We start from the raw sequence: 20797 nt of genomic DNA, 5'->3' as shown, positions 1-20797 counted from the left end.
TAGTGTTTTCTTTATGGTCTCTAAATTATTAATGGTTAATGATTTTCTATTTTCTCCCTCAACAATTTATTTACCAGTTTTCCATCTGCTTTACCCTTTAATTTTTTCATAGCCATTCCCATCAATGGGCCCATTGCACCCATACCTCTTTCTTCAATCATGGAACTATTATCTTTAATAATCTCTTCTATTAAAGTCTCGACATCTACTTCAGATAACATAATAAGTCCTTTATTTTTTGCGGCAGTTATAGGGGAACAATCTTCAAGGCATACTGTAGTTAAAATTTCGGGTATGGCTTCTTTTGAAATTTGACCATCTTGAAGGAGTTTGAAGGTTTCTTTCAACTTATTTAAATCAATTTTTTCAGTATTGCATCCGTCACGTCTTAATTCCTTTAAAGTATAAGCCAGGATGGATGCTACAATTTTTGAATCAACTTTGACTGTATCTACAATCTTTTCAAAGTCAACAACCATATCTCGTCTAACCAACTGTCCCGCCAAATCCTCACTTAATTTATATTCGTCCATTATTCTTAATTTCTTTTCTTCTGGTAATTCTGGGAGATTATTTCTTATTTTTTCAATAAGGTCTAAATCTATGCTGATAGAAGGGATATCTGTTTCCACATACATCCTACTAGCAGTAGGTAGTGGCCTTAAATATTCAGTATTACCGTCAGGCAATGCTTTACGGGTTTCTTCAGGGATATTCTTCAAAGCGATTTTAGATCTTCCAATCACTTCCTGGAGCGCGTTTTTGGCTTTTTCTTCACAATCGGCCACGATGATAACTGCATCATCTTGTGACGTTTTTAATAAATCACGAAGTAGATCCACCTCTTCCTGTGATATGCCGTATGCTGGTAGTTCATCTGTATGGAAAAGCCCCGAAACTCCCATTTTCTTAGCATAACCTGCAAGTTCTGTTCCAAATCTTCTATCTGGTTGAATTTCCTTTCCAATCAATCCTGAAAATCCTTCCAGCTTTATGGCCAGGACTTTTTCACTTTTTTCTATAATACGGGATTGAGTATTCTGAAAAACTTCTCTAACATCATATAATGTTTTTTCGACATGTGCGTTTCGTTTTAGAAGTTCATTTCTTATTTCCAGTAATTTTACCTGTCTTTTAACTTCATTTTCAACCATTTTAGGCATTAAATCAAGGTCTTGAACTCCTTTAATCTCAACCCGTGCACCTTCCTTTATGGAGATATTCAAGTCTTGACGTATAGTCCCCAAACCTCTTTTAACCTTACTACTTCTTAAAATTTGACCAATTTGATAGGCAACCTCTTTTACTTGTTGAGGATGTTTAATCGATGGATCAGTTGTGATTTCAAGTAATGGAATTCCCAGTCTATCCAATCTAAAAACGACATTACCCTTCTTTTGACCTATTCTCCTGGCAGCATCCTCTTCTAAACATAGATTTTCAATCTTTACTTTACCATATTCAGTTTCAAGGTAACCATCAGTGGCTAAAAGACCCGTTCTCTGGAATCCGCCAGTATTACTACCATCTATCACTTGCTTTCTCATGGTATGGAATTCATCAACTATGTGCATGTTCAATAGAGAGGCAATTATCATTCCTATTTCAAGTGCTTCCATGTTAAGTGGGTGGGGTGGTTCATCATCGCTTTCCACCAGACAAGTTTCATGAGTATATGCTTCATAAATGAATTTAAGTTTTCTCCGGGCTTCTTCATAAGCTGCCCTATCAATTTTTCCCAGTTCGCTCTGTGTAGGTCTAAGATTTCTTAAAATTTTAAATTCAGCTTTTTTATCAGTGAGATTACATTCACAGCCACAAAACAATTTTTTCTTTGTATCAAGTTGTTGATGTATTTCTAAACCCATTTTCAGCCCAAGTTTTTCATAATTCATCTAATCACCATCAAATGAGAAAGTACTTAATAGAAGATTTTTCTTGAATTTCTCCAGCAATATTGGTATGCATAATATTTTCAACTTCATTGAGATCTTCACTTTGACCTAAAGTCCAGATAAGTTTTACATAAGCAGTTTCAGGCAGCATATCCAATGCAGATATGGCTCCAGCATTTACTAGTTTTCGGCCAGTACTATAAACATTCATATTCACATACCCATACAAACATTGGGAGGTCATAACCACCGGAATAGAACTATCTACTGCTCTTTCTACAGAAGGAACTATATTTTCAGGTGCATGCCCCAATCCGGTTCCTTCCAATACTATTCCTTTATAACCTTTATCAATATGATAGTCAATTATATCGCTTTTAATACCAGGATAACTTTTAATAAAAGCTACATTTGGTTCAATAGAATCATGAAGTTTTAAATCGGTTTCAACTCTCTTTTTATAATCTATGTTTTTGTCTAGTAGTCTTAATGTTTTGTTTTCGACTCTGGCAAGGGGCAAAGCATTTATACTTCTAAAAGTATCTCTTCGGGAGGTGTGCATTTTCCTAACCTTTGTACCTCTATGGAGGTGACAGTAAGAATCATTATCAGTGGCGTGCATGCAAACCATGACTTCAGCTATATCTGATTTGGCAGCAATAACTGAGCTGATAAGGTTTAAAAATGCGTCAGATGATGGCCGGTCAGAACTTCGTTGTGCACCGGTTAAAACCACAGGCACTGGAGTTTCAAGCATGAAACTTAGGGCTGCTGAGGTATAATGCATAGTATCTGTTCCATGGGCTACTACAACCCCACTTGATCCGTCATTTATTTCATCTGCAATAGAACGAGCTGATTTAACCCAGTATGAAGGCTCCATATTTTCACTTAATATATTCAGGATTGATCTTGCTTTGATATTAGCATAATCCATGAGTTCAGGGGTAGCGCGCAGTAAATCGTCTGCAGTAAAAGCAGGATGAACAGCTCCAGTTTTATAATCTATAACTGAGGCAACAGTACCTCCTGTGGATATAATAGATATGTCCATTTTTTGATGGTCTTTCTCAAGATTAACAGGGGGTAATTCAATTTTTGGTTTCAGACCTTTTTCCAAAAGTTCTATCTTAGCTTCACTTATATTTACTCCTATATTGTATCCACTATCAAGTTTTATTACCAGATGTTTATCATCAGCATCTTCTGCCCGGTCTAAAAGCATTCCAGTATATGATATATTTTTTTTAGTTAATTTTACAGCATCTCCAATTGCAATATCCTTTTTTTCTAAGAATTCCTTCGCCGATCCTCTATAATTCATAAGATCCCTCATATTTAACTAATAATAATTGGATTAGATTAATTTTTAATCATTTAAGAATAATTTAATATGACTATTTATTATGGATAAAGATTTACAAAATTTATTCACTTAATTATAGTGAACTCCCTTTTGAAAGAATTAAAAAATAAAATAAAATATAAAAATAAATAAAAAAAATTAAGGGCCTAGAGATTTTTTTTAGCCCAGTTAGCGCCTGCTTCTAATATTTTTATATTAATAGGAATAAGTTTAGGTTTTCTATAGAAGGTATGTTTAATGGCTTCTTTAAAAACATTTCTGCTTAATCCAGTATAATCCATCTCCATAATTACCCCTAACATGACTGTATTAACGGCCCTTTTTACTCCCATACTTTTAGCTATTTTTAATGCAGGTACAGAAACTACATTAATGCCATCAGGAATTTTAACGCCACTTATATTGGTATCATAGAGCACGGTTCCACCATTTGCCACCTTTTTTATAAATTTTTCAAGGGATGGTTTGTTTAAGGCCACTAAAACATCTGGGGCGTGAATTACAGGTGATCCAATAACTTTTCCTGAGATCACCACGTCACAGTTGGAAGTACCACCTCTCTGCTCAGGACCGTAAGAAGGATACCATGAAACATGACGCCTATCTTTACAGGCTGCCTCGGCAAGGGTTAAACCCATACTAAGAACACCCTGACCACCAAATCCGGCAATTTTCACATGTTTGTTGATAAAACTGTCATCATCAACAGGATCCTGAGTTGCTTCTTTGCTAATTTCAAAAATATTATCTAATGAATCTTTAGTAAAATCACTCTCATCTCTTAGAAGTGGAACAACATCTTTACTAAGGTCTCTGAAATTTTTTAATGGAAATTCTTTTTCCATTTCCTCATTTATAAATATTTCAGCTCCCTTCGCGTCCTGTTTAAGATTGGTGGGACAAGGTGATAAAACTTCTACAAAAGCGTACCCTTTGCCCTCCTTTTGTATTTGCAAAGCTTTTTTAATAGCTTTTTTAGCTTTTCTTATATGTTTATTATCAGAAAGTGAAACTCTTTCGATGAATACTGGGGCATTCAGGTTGTTTAAAAGTTCGCACATATGTAAAGGGTAACCTGCAAATCGGGGGTCCCGGCCTTCAGGACAGGTGACTGTAACCTCACCTATAAGTGTGGTTGGTGCCATTTGCCCACCAGTCATACCATAAACAGTATTGTTTACGAAAAATACTGCCAGTTTTTCTCCTCGGTTAGCTGCTTGAATGGTTTCATTTAATCCAATGGATGCTAGATCACCATCACCCTGATACAGCATGACAATGGCATCATCTTCGGCTCGGGATATTCCAGTTCCAACTGCCGGTGCTCTTCCATGGGCCACCTGAACATTTCCACAGTCAAAGTAGTAGTATGCAAAAACAGCACAGCCAACTGGGCTAATTAAAACAGAACGGTCTTGAATATCCAGTTCATCTACGGCTTCTCCTATAAGTTTATGAAGAATTCCATGGCCACATCCTGGACAGTAATGTGTTGCTGTCGGTGCACTTCCACCTTTTCGGGGATATGCATCTAAAATAGATTCTGGTTTTTTAATAACCTTTTTTTCAATATTTTCGGTCATTTGATACCTCCAGCAACTCTTCTAATTTCTGCTATAATATCTTCAACATCTATAAGGTTCCCACCCATTCTACTTACTAATCCAACATCCTTACATTCAATGGCTTGTTTAATATCTTCTTTCATCTGCCCGTTACTCATCTCCACAGATAAAAATTTTTTGTTTTTATCAGAAAGTATTTTAAGTCTATTTTTAGGGAAGGGGAATAGACTTATAGGTCTAAATAGGCCCACTTTAATACCTTCTTTGCGGGCTAAATCAACTGCAGATCGGGCTATTCTACTGCTTATTCCATAAGATACCAGTACTATATCGGCATCTTCTATCATGTATTCTTCAAATTTTACCTCATTTTCTTCTATTTTTTTATATTTGTCTTGTATTTTAAAGTTAAACTCTTCTAGTTGATCAAAATCAAGGAATATGGAGGTTACGAGGTTGTCTTTGGTCTCTTTGTTTCCACATACTGCCCAGGAGGTGTCAATTTTTGGCTGGATAGCTTCCTCTGGAAAGTGGAGTGGTTCGATCATTTGACCTAAAACTGCATCTGCAATAATTATCACCGGACCCCTATATCTTTCAGCCAGTTCAAACGCTTTAATGGTCAAATCACACATTTCTTGAACACAATTAGGTGCAAGCACAATATTTTTATAATTACCATGTCCCCCACCTTTAATTAGCTGGTTATAATCACCCTGTTCTGGGCCAATATTACCAAGTCCTGGCCCGGCCCTCATAATGTCTACTACAACACAGGGAAGTTCTGCTCCAGCTAAAAATGATATTCCTTCCTGTTTCAAACTTATACCTGGTCCGGAAGATGCGGTCATAACTCTATGGCCTGTTGAAGCACCTCCATAAACCATATTTATAGCTGCTTCCTCAGATTCTGCTTGGACAAACTTTCGCCCAACCATAGGGAAATGTTTAGAAGCTTCATGAAGGATTTCACTGGCAGGAGTTATTGGATAGCCAAAATAGCAGTCGCAACCGGCATACATGGCTCCAACAATAATTGCCGTGTTTCCTCTGATAAGTTTAGTTGCCATTTTAGTCCTCCACTACATTTTTAGTTGATTTTTTGGATTTTGAGATGTGAACTTCTATAGCTAATGGTTCAGGGCAGGTATAGTAACAATTTCCACAGCCACTGCATCCTTCTCCTTCATAAATAACATAATGGTATCCACGTTCATTAATTTCATCACTCATTTTTAGCACATTTTTAGGGCAGGTCAGAATACATCTTTCACATGCCTTACATTCTATTTTATTAATAACGGGATAAGCCTGCTTATTTTTAGTGTTTTCTGACATAATACCATCTTTAAATTAAATCTTTTAATTTTTAATGCATTTTAGCATTTAATTACCTAAAACCTAAATTTTTATTATTTTTCATCTTTACTGCGTATCTCCACACGCCTAATTTTTCCACTTATTGTTTTTGGAAGTTCTTCCACAAATTCTATAACTCGTGGATATTTGTAGGGTGCGGTAACCTGTTTTACATGATTTTGAATTTCTTTTACCAGATCTTCAGAGGGAGCATAATCTGGTGTTAATACAATTGTTGCTTTAACTACCTGACCACGGATTGGATCTGGAAATCCAGTTATAGCACATTCTACTACTGATGGATGTGAAATAACAGCACTTTCTACTTCAAAGGGTCCAATACGATATCCTGAACTTTTTATTATATCATCAGTTCTACCAACAAACCATAAGTAACCATCTTCATCCATCCAAGCAGTGTCACCAGTGTGATAGTAATCATCATACCAGACTTCTTCGGTTTTTTCTGGGTCAAGGTAATATCCATTAAATAGGCCCGCCGGCATATTTTCACTGGTTTTTATTACAATTTCACCTTCTTCTCCCACGTCGCATATTTTTCCAGTTTTATCCATTAATTGAATATCATAGCCTGGTGAAGGTTTTCCCATTGAACCTGGCCGGGGTTTCATCCAGGGAAAGTTAGCTATACAAATCACACATTCAGTTTGCCCAAACCCTTCCATTAATCTTAAGCCAGTGAATTCATAGAATTTATTGTAAACTTCAGGGTTGAGAGGTTCACCAGCAGTTACTGCATATTTAAGGGTTGAAAACTCATATTTAGAAAGATCTTCCTTTATTAAAAATCGGTAAATAGTAGGAGGTGCACAGAAAGTCGTAACACCATGCTTTGACGCTTTTTTTAACATGTTTTTTGCGTCAAACCGGTCATAATCATATACAAAAACTGCACTTCCAGCAATCCACTGGCCATATATTTGTCCCCACATAGCTTTAGCCCAACCGGTATCAGCAACAGTGTAGTGAAGTCCATCTTCAATTACATTTTGCCAGTATTTGGCAGTGATAATATGGCCTAAAGGATAAGTATAGTCATGTTCTACCATTTTGGGAAGTCCAGTAGTACCTGAAGAAAAATATACTAGTGATACATTATCATTTACAATACCAAATTCGTCACGTTTTCCATCAAATTCTTCACTAATTTTTTCAATTTCTTCTCTGAAGTCCAGCCACCCTTCTCGTTTATCACCAACAATGGCTTTAACTAATTTATTTTTGCATTCTTTTTCAGCTTCTTCGAATTCTTTAGGCACTCCATTTTCAGCAATGCATACCAACATTTTGATGTCGGCCTTATTTAAACGGTAAACAATATCCTTGCTTTTTAACATGTGAGTTGCTGGAATAGTTATGGCCCCAATTTTATGTAGAGCTAGAATACAGAACCAGAATTCATAACGACTTTTGAGGGTTAGCATTACGGCATCGCCTTTTTTTATACCGCAATCTAAGAAAAAATTCGCTGTTTTGTCACTGTACCTTTTAAGGTCTTTAAAGGTAAATATTACTTCGTTCTCGTTGTCGTCACACCAAACCAGTGCTATTTTATCAGGATCATCTTCAGCATATTTATCTACTACATCATAGGCAAAATTGAAATTTTCAGGTTCGATTATCTCAAAGTTATCATGGTAATCTTGATATGATTTGAATTCACTCTTTGAAACAAATTTTTCTAATAATGATGACATTTAAACACCTTTCTTACATTACTACTGCCAGGAATTTGGCAGATTTATTGTCCATGGCTTTCATTGCATGTTCATAGGATGAATCAAAGAATATTGAGTCGCCTTCTTTTAGTACGATTTCGTTATTGTGAATATAAATTTTTAAACTCCCTTCCAGTATGTAATTAAATTCTTGGCCGGGGTGAGAATTGGTAGAAGGTTTTTTACCATCATTTTTGGGTTCTACAGTAACAATGAACGTTTCTGCTTTTTTGTGAATGAATTTTTCACCGATATTTTCGTATTTGTATTGTTTTCTCCGCTCTACTTCAACGCCATTATCTTTACGGGTTACGGTAAATATATGCATCCTTGTTTCTTCCCCAGTTAAGAGCAAACCCATATCCACATTAAATTTATGGGCAATTTCGTATAGAACACTGGCTGGAATGTCATTTTCTCCAGATTCATATTTTCTGTAATCTTCCACAGGCAGGCTTAAATAATTAGCCATTTCCTCTGGACTAATATCAGAAATTTCCCTTAACTCTGAAACTCGTGCTGCAATTTCTTTGATCTTTTCTTTCATATTGACACCTTTTAATGGTTATTAATAGAACTGTAACATAAAATTCTCTTAAACTAAAATGCTCCATTATATTAATGTATTGTACTTATTTTAAAATTTTATAATGAATTTCAAGAATGAAATATTTAATTGAAATATTAATTCATAAAAAAATCATGATTAGTCATGATTATTAATGATAATTAGGAAATTCTTCTATATATATTAATCGTTTATTACTTTTTTCACGGTCGCAACTCTATCATTTAAGGTAGCTATTAAAATGGTCTTTTATTAATAATATGCTAATGTTTTTCATGAGGTGAATTATTGTCAATTTAATAAACTATTGGAAATTATTTTAAAAAATACTTGAATTAACAAATCAATTTTATATTATGACTTAACAATCATCCACAATTTATATAAAATGTCCTTAATGCCATGAAAATGATCTTTTTACAATAATTTTATGTGCTAATTTAAATGGATGTATTTTGAATTAAAATTTTCATTATTTATTTCCAAAAAAACATATAATTAATATGAGTTTTAGGAGGATTTTATGTGGATATAAAAATGAGCACGGTTAAATTAGAAGCACCAGAAGATTGTAATTTGATATTAGGTCAAGGTCATTTCATTAAAACTGTTGAAGATCTTTATGAGGCAATAATAAATACTGTCCCTCAGGCAGAATTTGGATTAGCTTTTGGAGAAGCATCGGGTGATTGTTTGGTACGCATTGCTGGAAATAATAATGAGTTAACTAAATTGGCTGGTGAAAAAGTCTTGGAGATGGGTTGTGGACATTCATTTTTAATTTTCCTGAAAAATGCTTTTCCAATCAACGTAACCCAACGGATAAAAAGCGTTCCAGAAGTTGTTAATCTCTTCTGCGCCACTGCAAATCCAGTTGAAGTATTAATCGCAGAATCAAAACAGGGAAAAGGTATAATTGGAGTTATAGATGGATTAAAACCACATAAAATAGAAGAAGAAAAAGATGTGGAGTATAGGGAGAATTTCCTTAGAGAAATAGGCTACAAATTTTAGGTTAGAGAGTATATTGCATTACAAAAAAACATTAATGCAAATTATTTTATACTTTTCCGAATAAAATATTAACAGTAATAATTGAATTAATTTGAAGGGGGCATTTTGTATGGTTTCAGATGAAGTAATTGTTTTTACTAAAACCGGTGGATCAAATGATGATAGTCTAGTTGTAGAGGAAAAATATGTCAAGTTCCAAACTGTACGCGCTGGGGCTAATTCAATTAATTTTTCTGCTCCAAACGAAATAATAAACAATATACATCTATTTTTTGAAAGTTTCAATGATCTTGAACCTTTAACCATGAACATTGAAAATTCTGGAGATATCAAATACTATTTCAGAGGTTTAACTGACATAAGAAAAGAAAAAGATGAAAATGGTTATGAGATATACAGCTTTACTGTAACACTGCAAGAACTTCAATAAATTATTTTATTTTTTGAGACTTAAACAAATTTTTTTACTAGCTTGATTTTTTATTAGAATGTTTTTCGAAGATTGCTTCAATTTCTTCAGGTTCTTCAAAAATAAAGGTATTATCCATTTTTGTCAATCTTTGAACGTGTTCAGCATCTTCTTTAGTTATTTTAAGCTCTAAATCTTTACCATTTGGTAATTTGGTTAAAACTGTTCCTTCGCGCGGGTCAGTTGGCATTATATATATTGGAGTTGAAGTTTTTTGCCCCATAATGGCAGCATTAGTTAGTAATGTATCAGCGATTCGCAGTGATATCTTGGCCACGGTGTTTGATGTGGCTGGTGCAATCAATAGGAACTCGTAGTTCCCAAGTTGTATTTGTCCGGCTAAAAATGGTGCGTTAGCATTTATTTCGGTCCATGTCTTGTCAAAAGTAGTTTCAAGTTCATTAGATAGGTTGTAATATTTTAAAACCTGATCTCCGGCTTTTGATATGTATACTCTTATATCAAACTTTTTTTTGTATTTTTCTTTTAATTTTTGCATTAATTCCACAGTTTCTGTAAGTTTTTCCCCACTTCCAGTAATGCCCCATGCAATTTTTCTTTTATTGACTTTCATAAAACTCTTTTTATAATTTCATATTAATTTATTTTTCGCATTAATCTTGTTAAAAGTAATCTGAAAGTAATAAAACTCAAATAATTTTGAAAAGGATTTATTGGAATTAATTAAGAAGAATAATTAGTAGTCATTTTCTAAAAATTTCATTTACATAAATAAAAGAATATAATTTAATAATGGGCATTCCTTTTTAGTTAAAATCATCAAATTCTAGTATAAAATTAGAAAAAGGTAATTCTTTTAAATATTCGATTCAATTCAAGATTTTAACCATATCATAACTTCATCTGCAATATCCTCAGAGATGTCTTTAATCAGATCTTGTTCACTCCATTTACACACGTCTTCTTCATCAATATCCCCTACCACATCTTCTACACGATCTTCATCACCCCAAGAATCCAGGTCAGATTCGCAAAAATTAAAATTTTGGTCATGATTTTCATATAAAATCTCCCAAGTTTGGCTGTTTCTAAGTTCCCAATACCAATAATAAGTTTTAACAACCTCTTTTCCCGGTTCTATGTATTCACTTGGTTCTTCTACTTTGTAACCCACTATTAAAACTTTCTTGTTGTTTAAATAAATATTTTTTTCCCAAATATCTTCGGTTCCAGGTAACTTCTCCAAGTCTGTGTTTTCTATTTTTTCAACCAGTTCTTCTTTGTTAATCATTAATTTAACCTCCCTTTAGATGATGTAAAATAAATTTCTAAGTTTATTATATTAATATTTGAAATTTATCTTATTTATTTTAGGGGATAAAAATAAATTTTAAATTTCTTTTAAATTATTTATCAAATAACTTTTCATTTATTAAAACTATTAACAATAATTTTTAGATTTATATAATAAAAAAAACAAAATATTAAACTGTAAAATAGCTTGGAGGTTCCTAAATGAAAGAAGATGTTTTTTATGGCAAGGGAATGGTACATGTTAAAAAGGATTACCCTGACATTTATGATGCAGTAGTAAAATTAAATGAAGCAGCTTATACTGGTAAAGTACTCGACTATCGAACCCAGAAACTAATTGCATTAGCCATTACAGCAGCTGCTTCAGATGATCGTGCAATGAAAAAACAGATGATAAGTGCCATGGAAGAGTTTGACATTACCAAAGATGAAATAGTGGATGTTTTAAGAGTTGTGCTTTTAACCTCAGGAAACCCACCATTTGTAAAAGCCATGAAAATACTTTACGAAATAACAAAATAATTAAACAAAATTTATTTTTTTTTATTTTAAAATGAATGGACTATTATTGATTATTTCTAAAGCAAATTTTCTAAAAGTAATAAAATCGCTGCCCTCAGAGATAAGGTTTTAAATCATTAAATGTTTTAGAAAAAGGCACGGATTTACTTGAAGGATGGCTTAAAAGATCATCTTTTTAATTATTTTGATAAAGTTAATTAATAACCACCTTTTTTTAATTTATAAGATCTTATATTAATCATAGAGGCAGAATGTTATTCATAATTTTATCATATTAATAAAATAAATCAATAAAAAATTAGGAGCATATTACATGGCGTATCAATATTCTTTATTTGGGGCAGTATTATTGATGAGTGCTTTTATTGTATTGTTTTTATCAGTTTATAGCTATAAAAATCGCTCTTCTAATTTACATAAATATTTTACTTTATTGATGTTTTTCACATTTTTATGGTGTTTTGGGTCGTCCATGGACGCTTTCAGTGTGGAGCCCTGGTTAAAAATATTTTGGGTGCAAATTGCCTATCTTGGAGTTACTATTGTTCCTCCATTATGGTTTATTTTGATATTAAGTTATGGGGGATATGATAAATATTTAAAACCTTATTTTATCATGTTATTAATGATCTTACCTTTGTTTATCTTATTTTTAGCTTTTACATATTCTCAACATCAGTTAATTTGGACCAGCATCACCCCAGTTTCTAATGTCCCAGGCGCTCTTCTTGTATATGAGCACGGTCTTTTCTTTTGGATAGATGTTATTTATAGCTTTTTAATGAGTATAATGGGCATTACTATATTATTAACTGTTTTAAATAGTTCTTCCAGGATATACCGCCCTCAAATATATATGTTAATATTTAGTGGAATTACCCCAATAGTTTTTAGTTTGCTTTATACTACAGGATCAGTTCAAATTCCAGGACTGGATGTTACTCCTTTAGGAATTACTATTTCCGGTATTTTTATCGCTATTGCTATTTTTAAGTATGATTTTTTAGCTATTCGTCCCATTATAGATGAAGTACTTATTAAAAGTATGCAAAATGGTTTATTGGTTTTTGATGATAAAGATACTTTGATGGAGGTTAACAAAGCGGCAAATTTAATTGGTGTAAATGAAGAGAGTATTGGTAAAAATTTCTATGACATTTTCAAAGATTTTCCAGATATTAAATCTTTTTATCAAGGTCATCAATCAGAATCTGAGATTTTTTTACCATATCCATGGAATTTATGGATTCAATTACAAATCACCACAATCGTAGATAATGAATCTAATATGGGTAAAATGCTCATTATTCAGGACGTAACTAATCGTAAAATGATGGAACATCAGCTTAGTGATAGTGAAGAACGTTACAAAGTTTTAACTGATCTTTCTCCTGACGCTATTTTAGTAATTATTGGAAATAAAATTGTATTTGCCAATAAATCTTCATATAAACTTTTTGGTGCAAAAGGTCCTAAAGAAATTATAGACCAAAACATTTTAGGATTTTTACACCCTGAATTTAAGGATATTTGCGAAAATCGTTTGTATCAAGTTTACATTGAAAGAAAATCTTTAAACTTTTTAGAGGAAAAAATAATAAGTTTAGATAACCAAATTAAAGATATAGAGATAGGTGATGTTCCAATAACATATAATAATGAACCAGCAGTTCAACTGGTCATTAGAGATATTACCGAAAGAAAAAAATTGGAAAAACGACTAAAAAAATCTCTGGATGAAAAAGATTTAATGATGAAGGAGATTCATCATAGGGTAAAAAATAATCTAATGGTTATTCAAAGTCTTCTTAATTTACAGTCTCGCTACATTAAAGATCCTGCGGTTCTAAATATTTTTAAAGAAAGTCAAAATCGGGCCAAGTCTATGGCCCTTATACATCAAAGATTATATCAATCAAAAGATTTAAAACGGATTGATTTTGGTGAATATGCTCAAGCATTAGCTATAGATCTTTTTAACAGTTATATTACTGATTATAATAAAATTAATCTAGATATAAATGTAGAATCAGTAATGTTAGATATAAACACTTCTATTCCTCTTGGACTAATACTCAATGAAATACTTTCTAATAGTTTAAAATATGCTTTTCCTAAGGATAAAAAGGGTAATATAAAAGTGGAATTTTTATCCAAAAATTCTCATTATGAATTAATTGTAAGTGACAATGGAATTGGCCTACCCGCTGATTTTGATTTAGAAAAATCTGATTCCTTGGGGTTTAAACTAATTTATGGATTATCAGATCAGATAAATGCTGAAGTTAAAGTTAATAGAGATAATGGAACAGAAATTGAAATTGTATTTAAAGAACAACCAATTGTTCCAGAATAAGAATGTCCAATCCTTTTTTCTGGATAATGTTTTACATTTATCATAACCTTTTTAAGTAGTGGTGATCAATATTTATCACCGCCAATTTTGGCGATAAAAAACAACTTTTTTTGGGATAAATTCCCATGGATGTGGCGAAAGCTGAACAAAGAGGTGTTTAAATGTATAAATATGTAAGAGACGCATGGAAAAATCCAGATGATTCCTTCGTTAAGGAGCTAATGCAACAGAGAGCTCCTGTATGGAGAAGAGAAAGTGTAATAACTAGAATTGACAGACCCACCCGTATTGACCGAGCAAGATCCTTAGGATACAAGGCAAAAAAAGGATATATTGTTGTTAGAACTCGAGTTAGGCGTGGTGGCCGAAGAAAATCAAGATTTACTGCTGGTAGAAAGCCTAAAAGAATGGGTGTTACTAAGATAACCCCTAAGAAGTCCCTTAAAAGGATTGCAGAAGAAAGAGTTGCAAGAAAATATCCTAACATGGAAATATTAAACTCCTACTGGGTATGGGAAGACGGTAAATTCAAATTCTACGAAGTTATATTAGTTGATCCAAGCCATCCATCAATTAAAAACGATCCAAATATAAACTGGATCTGTGAGAAGCAACATACTGGTCGAGTATTCCGTGGACTAACTAGTGAAGGTAAAAAGACACGTGGACTTCGAAATAAAGGAAAAGGCGCAGAAAAACTAAGATAAATTGAATTATCTTAGTAAATCTCTTTTTTTATTAAATTAAGGAAAGGAATCATGATCCATAACATCTCCTACCGAGTTTTTGTTTATGGAACAGAAAATGAAGAAAAGGTAAGGGAAGCTATTAAAACTCTTTTTCCCAATTCCCTACCTGAAAAAGACATTAACGAAGGTTATTACGGTAATAAAGTTCTGATTTTGCACGATAAAATAAACAAAAAACGCGAAATCAAAGAATTTATCAAAAAACTTGAAAATTTAGATGTTGATACTAAAACTTCTATTATAAAAGACCTTAATAATAAACTTGATGATAAAGGAAACCTTTTTTTAAGATTTGATAAGCAGGAAGCTTACATGGGCAATTTAATCGTTGTGGAACACGGTGATTCTATCCACCTTAAGATTAAAATTGCAGCTTACCCTGCCAAAAAGGAGATAGCTATTAAAATAGCCATAGAAATGCTTGAGGAAAACAATGTACTTTGATTTCCATTTAAAACCAAATGAAAGCATTAACAAATTGCTAGAGGAATCCCAGAGATTGGGATTTACTGGTGTGGCAGTAGTACAATCATCAAAAACCTTTGATAAAAATTTAATTAATGATTTGAAAGACTTTCAAGAAAATTTTAACATGGGCGTGTACAGCGGAGTGGAAGTTATTGCCAAGAATGGTAATGATCTTAAAAAAAAGATTTCCAGTTTTAGAAAGAAAGTTGATGTTTTAATGGTTCAAGGGGGACAAGTTAAGATCAACAGAGCGGCCTGCGAGGATCCCCGGGTTGATATAATTTCCCAGCCCTATAAAAAACGGCGAGATTGTGGTTTAAACCATGTTCTATCTAAAGAAGCGGCAAAAAATGAAGTGGCAGTAGAAATTAATTTAAGTTCTATTTTACAATCCCATTATTCGCACCGGTCAAAGATTTTCACTCATTTTAGGGATATTCTTAAATTGCACCGTAAGTTTAGTTTTCCGTTAATAATTACCAGTGGTGCAACTTCTATTTATGATTTAAGGAAATCTAGGGATATTATCAGGTTAACACAGTGTTTTGGGATGAATAAACTTGAGTCGATTCATGCAATGTCTTCTGTACCTACCACTATTTTGAATAGAAGTAAAATTAGACAGGATATAGTTGTAAGTGGTGTTAGAAATATTAGAACTGTACAATAAACTGTTTTAAGATTCTTGGTAACTGTTACATTAAATATATTATCACATAAAATTTGTTAAGGTATGATTTAATGAAATTAAAAATATTACCCTCCTCATTGAGGGATAAAAAAAGATATATAGCTTTCGAAGCAATTTCAGAATCCTATTTAAATCGTGACGATATTATATCTGTAATATGGGAAAATTCATTAAATTTATATGGTGAGTGTGGAACTAGTAACTTTGATTTATGGGTTATGAAGGTGTGGAATAAAAAGGAGAAACATCTTAAAAATTATTATATCAAAGGAGTTATTCAGTGTAAAAGGGAAGAAGTTGACAGAGTAAGGGCTGTAATTGCTATTGTAACTAAATATAGGGGTAAAAGAGTTGTATTTCATACACTGGGAATTTCAGGAACAGTAAAATCAGCCACAGAAAAATTTATTAAATTAAAGACTTAGGAGATATTTTGATCTCCTACTAGAAAAATCTTAAAATAGAAGTTATTGTTAAGAATTAGACAATTAAAATTTATATAAAGTTCAAACTGGATATAATTTTAGTAACATTTTCAAATATATTTTTATATAATAGTATTATATTAATAATAGGAATACTATCTATTATCTCCATAATAAAATCTGTTAATTTATTGAAAAATTTTAGTTCATAGTACCAAGTTAATATGGATAATAGATTAAACCAATCTAGAAAACTCAAAAAGACTTATTAAATAAATAAACTAAATAATAATAGAAAAAAATGAGATAAATTTTTCTAAATTTTCAAATATCAAATTTATTGATTATTAAAAAATAGTAGAGAGGTATACATTATGCAACCACTTCAGAGTGCAGGATATGATAGGGCTATAACTGTATTTAGCCCAGATGGAAGACTATTTCAGGTTGAATATGCTAGAGAAGCTGTAAAAAGAGGTACAACTTCATTAGGTGTTAAATCAAAAGAAGGTATTGTTCTGGTTGTGGATAAGAGACCCACCAGTAAATTAGTTGAACCAACATCCATTGAAAAAATATTCCAAATAGATAAACATATTGGTGCTGCCACCTCAGGACTTGTAGCAGATGCAAGAGCTTTAATCGAAAAGGCAAGAATAGAAGCTCAAGTAAACAAAATAACCTATAACGAACCAATACGTGTGGAAAGTTTAGCTAAGAAAATTTGTGACATGAAACAGATGTACACCCAGCACGGTGGAGTAAGACCATTTGGTTCCGCACTTATAATTGGTGGTGTGACCAATGGGGGATGCAGATTATTTGAAACTGATCCCAGCGGGGCTTTAATTGAATACAAGGCTACTGCAATAGGTGCAGGTAGACAATTAGCTATGGAAGTATTCGAAAAGAATTATAAGGATGACATGAATTTAACCGAGTCAATTGAATTAGCATTAGACGCTGTTTATGAAGCTACTGAAGGTAAAACTACGCCAGAAAGTGTGGAAATAGCGGTTATTGAATCAAAAGATAAACAATACAAAAAATTATCTGAAGAAGAAATTAAAGATCATGTTGAAGAACTCCTCCTAAGGCAGAAGAAGGAGGAAGAGGAGTAAACAATGGTTACTCTTGAAGAAGCTGTAATAGCGCGTTTGGAATATTATGGGGAGCGCTTCGAGATCTTAGTAGATCCAGATCTGGCATCTGATTTCAAGAGAGGTAACGATATCAAAATAGAAGATATAGTAGCGGTCGAAGAAGTATTTAAAGATGCAAAAAAGGGTGATAAAGCATCTGAGGAAGCAATGAGCAAAGCATTTGGTACTAAAGACCCTTTGGATGTTGCAGAGGCTATTATAAAAAAAGGCCAAATACAGCTTACTGCTCAACAAAGAAGAGATATGCAAGAGGAAAAAAGAAATAAAATAATCGCAAAGATAACAAGAGAAGCGATAAATCCTCAGACAAAACTTCCTCACCCTTCTCGAAGAATTGAAAAGGCCATGGAAGAGTCTAAAATTCATATTGACCCGTTTAAAACTGTTGATGAACAAATTCCTATTGTTCTTAAAGCCATTCGTATGAAAATACCCATCCGATTTGAGAGAGTTCGGATGGCCATAAGAATTCCTGGAGAATTCTCTGGAAAGGCATATAGTGCCATTTCTGATTTTGGGAAGATCATGAAAGAAGAATGGCAAAACGACGGGTCATGGATAGCAGTGGTTGAAATACCTGGTGGTTTACAGGAAGGATTTCACCGAAAACTAAGTGAACTAACCGGTGGAATGGTTGAAACCAAGCTATTAAAATGACTTCTTTTAATGTATATGGCCTTCCAAGCAAAGGAGGCAAAATGTGATAACTGTAAAAGATAAAGATCTAGTAGTCCCTGGTGAAGTTCTTGCAGATGAAGAATATAATCCCGGTAGGGGAACATTTAAAGAAGAAAATAAGATATGTTCATCTGTTGTGGGACTGGTAGCTCTTAGAAATAAAAAGATTAGTGTAATTCCCCTACAGAGTAAATATATTCCAAAAAGAGGCGATGTGGTAATTGGTGAAATAACAGATATCAGATTTTCAATGTGGGGATTAGATATAAACTCCCCTTATTCTGGACTTTTACCTGCATCAGAAGTATTTGGAAAGGAAAAAAGAGAATTAGAAAGGGCATTCGTTATTGGTGATGTTCTTTTCTTGAGAGTTATTGATGTAGATGAAGTTAAAAAGGTTAAATTAGGGCTAAAAGGAAGGGGACTTGGTAAATTCCGCGGAGGAATTCTCATTAACATAACCCCAACTAAAGTTCCAAGGTTAATTGGTAAAAAAGGATCAATGATCAACATGATCAAAGACCAGACCAAATGTGAAATTGTAGTTGGTCAAAATGGAGTGGTTTGGGTTAAAGGCGAACCATCAATGGAAAGAATTACCGAAAAAGTCATAAAAATGATAGAAGATCAGGCCCATACATCAGGATTGACTGATCGGGTAAGAGATATGCTCTTGGAACTGGTTAACGGTGAATCTAATAACTCAAAAGAAGATGAAGAAAATTTAAATGAAGATAAAGATATTCAAACAAGTATTGATTAAAAGAGGTGATTACTATTATCACATTAGGAAAAAACGAAGGGTCTGTTAAAAGGGCTGATGGAAGAGCTTTTGATGAATTAAGACCTATAAAAATAGAAGCTGGAGTATTGGAAAGAGCTGATGGATCAGCTTATTTAGAATTTGGTGGTAACAAAATTTTGGTTGCTGTCTACGGGCCAAGGGAATTTCATATAAGAAGGTTACAAAAACCAGACCAGGCAGTAGTAAGGTGTAGATATAATATGGCACCATTTTCAGTGGATGATAGAAAGAGACCAGGACCAGATAGAAGATCTGTTGAAATATCAAAAATTACATCTGAAGCATTAACTCCTGCTGTGTTTCTGGAAAAATATCCAAGGTCAACTATAGATGTTTTCATAGAAGTTCTAGAAGCAGAAGGTGGAACCCGTTGTGCAGGTATAACTGCAGCCTCTGTTGCAATGGCTGATGCAGGTATACCTATGAGGGATATGGTTGTGGCCTGTGCTGCCGGTAAAGCTGATGATAATGTGGTACTGGATCTATCTGAAGTTGAGGATAAAGAAGGTCAAGCCGATCTACCTGTGGCTATTATGCCTAGAACTGGGGAAATAACTCTTATACAAATGGATGGAAACTTATCTTCAGAAGAATTTGAAAAAGCGCTGGATCTGGCCATAGAAGGATGTAAACAGATCAGTGAAATTCAAAAAGAATCCTTAAAGACCAGGTATGGTGAATAAAATGGTTGATATAATTCCTGAGATAACTAAAAAAAGCATAACCGATCTTATAAATAACAATGAAAGGGCAGATAATCGTGCTCTAGATGAATACCGGGAAGTTTCACTGGAAACCGGTATTATTACAAAAGCTGAAGGGTCTGCTAGAGTAAAAATAGGAAATACTCAAATAATGATTGGTGCAAAATCCCAAATTGCTGAACCATTCCCTGACACCCCTAATAATGGTGTTTTAATGACTAACTCTGAACTTCTACCTATGGCATCCCCTACCTTTGAACCGGGACCTCCCGATGAAAAGTCTGTAGAATTATCCCGAGTGGTTGATCGATGTCTCCGTGAAGGTGGAGTTATTGACTTGGAGAAACTCTGCATACTTCCTGGTGAAAAAGTTTGGATGATCTTTTTAGACATTCACGTCCTGGATTATGATGGAAATTTAATGGATGCTGCATCTTTAGGATGCCTAGCTGCTATAATGGATGTTAAAATACCTACTGCAACTGTTAAAGACGGTGAAGTTGTAATTGACAAGGAAAAAATGATTGAATTACCAATCAAAGAAAAAGCATTACTATGTACCTTTGCCAAAATTGGTAATGAACTGGTTTTAGATCCATCTCTGGAAGAAGAAAAGGTTATGGGGGCCAGAATATCCGTTGGAGTAATTGAAGATGGTTCAGTATGTGCTATGCAAAAAGGTGGAGCAGAACCTTTAAGTAAAGAAGAAATAATGAAAGCTATTAACATAACCAAAGAAAAAACAAGTGATCTTAGAAAGCATTTGAAATGATAGGTGATCACAAAATATTAAAAATAAAGTATTTAACATGCTTCTAACAGATGCTAAAGATAGCATCTTGAATAATTTATTTATAATTTTTCTTGGTTATGTTGAGAAATAATTATTTAAAATAAATTATTTAATATAGTTTTAATATATAATACTAGAAAGTATTTTAAATTTAGTTTAACATATTATTTTAAATTTTAATAAACGAAATTAA

The 20797-nt window shown here is 33.1% G+C and carries 22 protein-coding genes; 13 read left to right on the top strand and 9 right to left on the bottom strand.

What is annotated here, in order from left to right; genetic code table 11:
• Window positions 1-35: 35 nt before the first annotated feature.
• The 7 genes from gatE to CIT01_01260 form a co-directional block, all read right to left on the bottom strand.
• A complete protein-coding gene (gatE, locus tag CIT01_01290) occupies window positions 36-1895 on the bottom strand; it encodes a Glu-tRNA(Gln) amidotransferase GatDE subunit E (protein ID AXV36935.1) in 1860 nt (619 codons plus the stop codon).
• Window positions 1896-1905: 10 nt separating this feature from the next.
• Window positions 1906-3219: a Glu-tRNA(Gln) amidotransferase GatDE subunit D gene (locus CIT01_01285; GenBank protein AXV36934.1), complete on the bottom strand. Its 1314-nt coding sequence runs from the start codon at window positions 3217-3219 to the stop codon at window positions 1906-1908.
• A 188-nt stretch (window positions 3220-3407) separates the two neighbouring features.
• A complete protein-coding gene (locus CIT01_01280) occupies window positions 3408-4844 on the bottom strand; it encodes a ketoisovalerate oxidoreductase (protein ID AXV36933.1) in 1437 nt (478 codons plus the stop codon).
• On the bottom strand, window positions 4841-5896 hold the full coding sequence (locus CIT01_01275) for a 3-methyl-2-oxobutanoate dehydrogenase subunit VorB (protein AXV36932.1): 1056 nt from the start codon (window positions 5894-5896) through the stop codon (window positions 4841-4843). Before CIT01_01275 ends, CIT01_01280 begins: the two co-directional genes overlap by 4 nt.
• 1 nt (window position 5897) lies before the next feature.
• Window positions 5898-6164, bottom strand: a complete 267-nt coding sequence (locus CIT01_01270) for a ketoisovalerate oxidoreductase (GenBank protein AXV36931.1) — start codon at window positions 6162-6164, stop codon at window positions 5898-5900.
• 74 nt (window positions 6165-6238) lie between these two features.
• Window positions 6239-7903: an acetyl-CoA synthetase gene (locus CIT01_01265; GenBank protein ID AXV36930.1), complete on the bottom strand. Its 1665-nt coding sequence runs from the start codon at window positions 7901-7903 to the stop codon at window positions 6239-6241.
• A gap of 13 nt (window positions 7904-7916) precedes the next feature.
• The gene (locus CIT01_01260) at window positions 7917-8471 is read right to left on the bottom strand and encodes a transcriptional regulator (GenBank protein AXV36929.1); all 555 of its coding nucleotides are present in this window, start codon (window positions 8469-8471) and stop codon (window positions 7917-7919) included.
• Window positions 8472-9023: 552 nt separating this feature from the next.
• Here CIT01_01260 and CIT01_01255 point away from each other — a divergent pair.
• Window positions 9024-9506: a hypothetical protein gene (locus CIT01_01255; protein AXV38681.1), complete on the top strand. Its 483-nt coding sequence runs from the start codon at window positions 9024-9026 to the stop codon at window positions 9504-9506.
• A 109-nt stretch (window positions 9507-9615) separates the two neighbouring features.
• Window positions 9616-9936, top strand: a complete 321-nt coding sequence (locus CIT01_01250; GenBank protein AXV36928.1) for a hypothetical protein — start codon at window positions 9616-9618, stop codon at window positions 9934-9936.
• A 37-nt stretch (window positions 9937-9973) separates the two neighbouring features.
• Here CIT01_01250 and CIT01_01245 read toward each other — a convergent pair whose 3' ends face one another.
• Window positions 9974-10549, bottom strand: a complete 576-nt coding sequence (locus tag CIT01_01245; GenBank protein AXV36927.1) for a hypothetical protein — start codon at window positions 10547-10549, stop codon at window positions 9974-9976.
• A 261-nt stretch (window positions 10550-10810) separates the two neighbouring features.
• Window positions 10811-11227, bottom strand: a complete 417-nt coding sequence (locus tag CIT01_01240) for a hypothetical protein (protein AXV36926.1) — start codon at window positions 11225-11227, stop codon at window positions 10811-10813.
• 224 nt (window positions 11228-11451) lie between these two features.
• Between CIT01_01240 and CIT01_01235 the strand changes: the two genes are divergently transcribed.
• The 11 genes from CIT01_01235 to CIT01_01185 all read left to right on the top strand — a co-directional run bounded on the left by CIT01_01235 (window position 11452) and on the right by CIT01_01185 (window position 20583).
• Entirely contained in the window at window positions 11452-11772 is a 321-nt protein-coding gene (locus CIT01_01235) for a hypothetical protein (protein ID AXV36925.1), read from the top strand.
• A 313-nt stretch (window positions 11773-12085) separates the two neighbouring features.
• Window positions 12086-14128 carry a histidine kinase gene (locus CIT01_01230; protein AXV36924.1) on the top strand — a complete coding sequence of 681 codons (2043 nt, stop codon included), beginning with the start codon at window positions 12086-12088 and terminating at the stop codon, window positions 14126-14128.
• A 161-nt stretch (window positions 14129-14289) separates the two neighbouring features.
• Window positions 14290-14835 carry a 50S ribosomal protein L15e gene (locus CIT01_01225; GenBank protein AXV36923.1) on the top strand — a complete coding sequence of 182 codons (546 nt, stop codon included), beginning with the start codon at window positions 14290-14292 and terminating at the stop codon, window positions 14833-14835.
• A gap of 51 nt (window positions 14836-14886) precedes the next feature.
• Window positions 14887-15321, top strand: coding sequence for an exosome protein (locus CIT01_01220; protein ID AXV36922.1), 435 nt, complete (start codon window positions 14887-14889; stop codon window positions 15319-15321).
• A complete protein-coding gene (locus CIT01_01215) occupies window positions 15311-16015 on the top strand; it encodes a hypothetical protein (protein ID AXV36921.1) in 705 nt (234 codons plus the stop codon). The genes CIT01_01220 and CIT01_01215 overlap by 11 nt, the downstream gene beginning before the upstream one ends.
• 71 nt (window positions 16016-16086) lie before the next feature.
• A complete protein-coding gene (locus tag CIT01_01210) occupies window positions 16087-16461 on the top strand; it encodes a ribonuclease P (protein AXV36920.1) in 375 nt (124 codons plus the stop codon).
• A 374-nt stretch (window positions 16462-16835) separates the two neighbouring features.
• Window positions 16836-17582, top strand: a complete 747-nt coding sequence (psmA, locus tag CIT01_01205; protein ID AXV36919.1) for a proteasome endopeptidase complex, archaeal, alpha subunit — start codon at window positions 16836-16838, stop codon at window positions 17580-17582.
• 3 nt (window positions 17583-17585) lie between these two features.
• On the top strand, window positions 17586-18281 hold the full coding sequence (locus tag CIT01_01200) for a ribosome assembly factor SBDS (GenBank protein ID AXV36918.1): 696 nt from the start codon (window positions 17586-17588) through the stop codon (window positions 18279-18281).
• 43 nt (window positions 18282-18324) lie between these two features.
• Window positions 18325-19065, top strand: coding sequence for an RNA-binding protein (locus tag CIT01_01195; GenBank protein AXV36917.1), 741 nt, complete (start codon window positions 18325-18327; stop codon window positions 19063-19065).
• A 5-nt stretch (window positions 19066-19070) separates the two neighbouring features.
• On the top strand, window positions 19071-19790 hold the full coding sequence (locus CIT01_01190; protein AXV36916.1) for an exosome complex exonuclease Rrp41: 720 nt from the start codon (window positions 19071-19073) through the stop codon (window positions 19788-19790).
• A gap of 1 nt (window position 19791) precedes the next feature.
• Window positions 19792-20583 carry an RNA-binding protein gene (locus CIT01_01185; GenBank protein AXV36915.1) on the top strand — a complete coding sequence of 264 codons (792 nt, stop codon included), beginning with the start codon at window positions 19792-19794 and terminating at the stop codon, window positions 20581-20583.
• The last annotated feature ends 214 nt before the right edge of the window (window positions 20584-20797 follow it).

The sequence above is a fragment of the Methanobacterium sp. BRmetb2 genome, assembly GCA_003491285.1.
In the GTDB taxonomy this organism is placed as follows: Archaea; Methanobacteriota; Methanobacteria; order Methanobacteriales; family Methanobacteriaceae; genus UBA117.
This window is presented reverse-complemented; position numbering and strand designations above follow the sequence as displayed.

Excerpts from the sequence above, each read along its gene's own strand:
- psmA (AXV36919.1), top strand. The coding sequence starts at position 16,836 with ATGCAACCACTTCAGAGTGCAGGATATGATAGGGCTATAACTGTATTT.
- CIT01_01210 (AXV36920.1), top strand. The coding sequence starts at position 16,087 with ATGAAATTAAAAATATTACCCTCCTCATTGAGGGATAAAAAAAGATAT.
- CIT01_01260 (AXV36929.1), bottom strand. The coding sequence starts at position 8,471 with ATGAAAGAAAAGATCAAAGAAATTGCAGCACGAGTTTCAGAGTTAAGG.
- CIT01_01275 (AXV36932.1), bottom strand. The coding sequence starts at position 5,896 with ATGGCAACTAAACTTATCAGAGGAAACACGGCAATTATTGTTGGAGCC.
- CIT01_01245 (AXV36927.1), bottom strand. The coding sequence starts at position 10,549 with ATGAAAGTCAATAAAAGAAAAATTGCATGGGGCATTACTGGAAGTGGG.
- CIT01_01220 (AXV36922.1), top strand. The coding sequence starts at position 14,887 with ATGATCCATAACATCTCCTACCGAGTTTTTGTTTATGGAACAGAAAAT.
- CIT01_01285 (AXV36934.1), bottom strand. The coding sequence starts at position 3,219 with ATGAATTATAGAGGATCGGCGAAGGAATTCTTAGAAAAAAAGGATATT.
- CIT01_01200 (AXV36918.1), top strand. The coding sequence starts at position 17,586 with ATGGTTACTCTTGAAGAAGCTGTAATAGCGCGTTTGGAATATTATGGG.
- CIT01_01185 (AXV36915.1), top strand. The coding sequence starts at position 19,792 with ATGGTTGATATAATTCCTGAGATAACTAAAAAAAGCATAACCGATCTT.
- CIT01_01225 (AXV36923.1), top strand. The coding sequence starts at position 14,290 with ATGTATAAATATGTAAGAGACGCATGGAAAAATCCAGATGATTCCTTC.
- CIT01_01235 (AXV36925.1), top strand. The coding sequence starts at position 11,452 with ATGAAAGAAGATGTTTTTTATGGCAAGGGAATGGTACATGTTAAAAAG.
- CIT01_01265 (AXV36930.1), bottom strand. The coding sequence starts at position 7,903 with ATGTCATCATTATTAGAAAAATTTGTTTCAAAGAGTGAATTCAAATCA.
- CIT01_01240 (AXV36926.1), bottom strand. The coding sequence starts at position 11,227 with ATGATTAACAAAGAAGAACTGGTTGAAAAAATAGAAAACACAGACTTG.
- CIT01_01250 (AXV36928.1), top strand. The coding sequence starts at position 9,616 with ATGGTTTCAGATGAAGTAATTGTTTTTACTAAAACCGGTGGATCAAAT.
- CIT01_01280 (AXV36933.1), bottom strand. The coding sequence starts at position 4,844 with ATGACCGAAAATATTGAAAAAAAGGTTATTAAAAAACCAGAATCTATT.
- CIT01_01230 (AXV36924.1), top strand. The coding sequence starts at position 12,086 with ATGGCGTATCAATATTCTTTATTTGGGGCAGTATTATTGATGAGTGCT.
- CIT01_01215 (AXV36921.1), top strand. The coding sequence starts at position 15,311 with ATGTACTTTGATTTCCATTTAAAACCAAATGAAAGCATTAACAAATTG.
- CIT01_01270 (AXV36931.1), bottom strand. The coding sequence starts at position 6,164 with ATGTCAGAAAACACTAAAAATAAGCAGGCTTATCCCGTTATTAATAAA.
- gatE (AXV36935.1), bottom strand. The coding sequence starts at position 1,895 with ATGAATTATGAAAAACTTGGGCTGAAAATGGGTTTAGAAATACATCAA.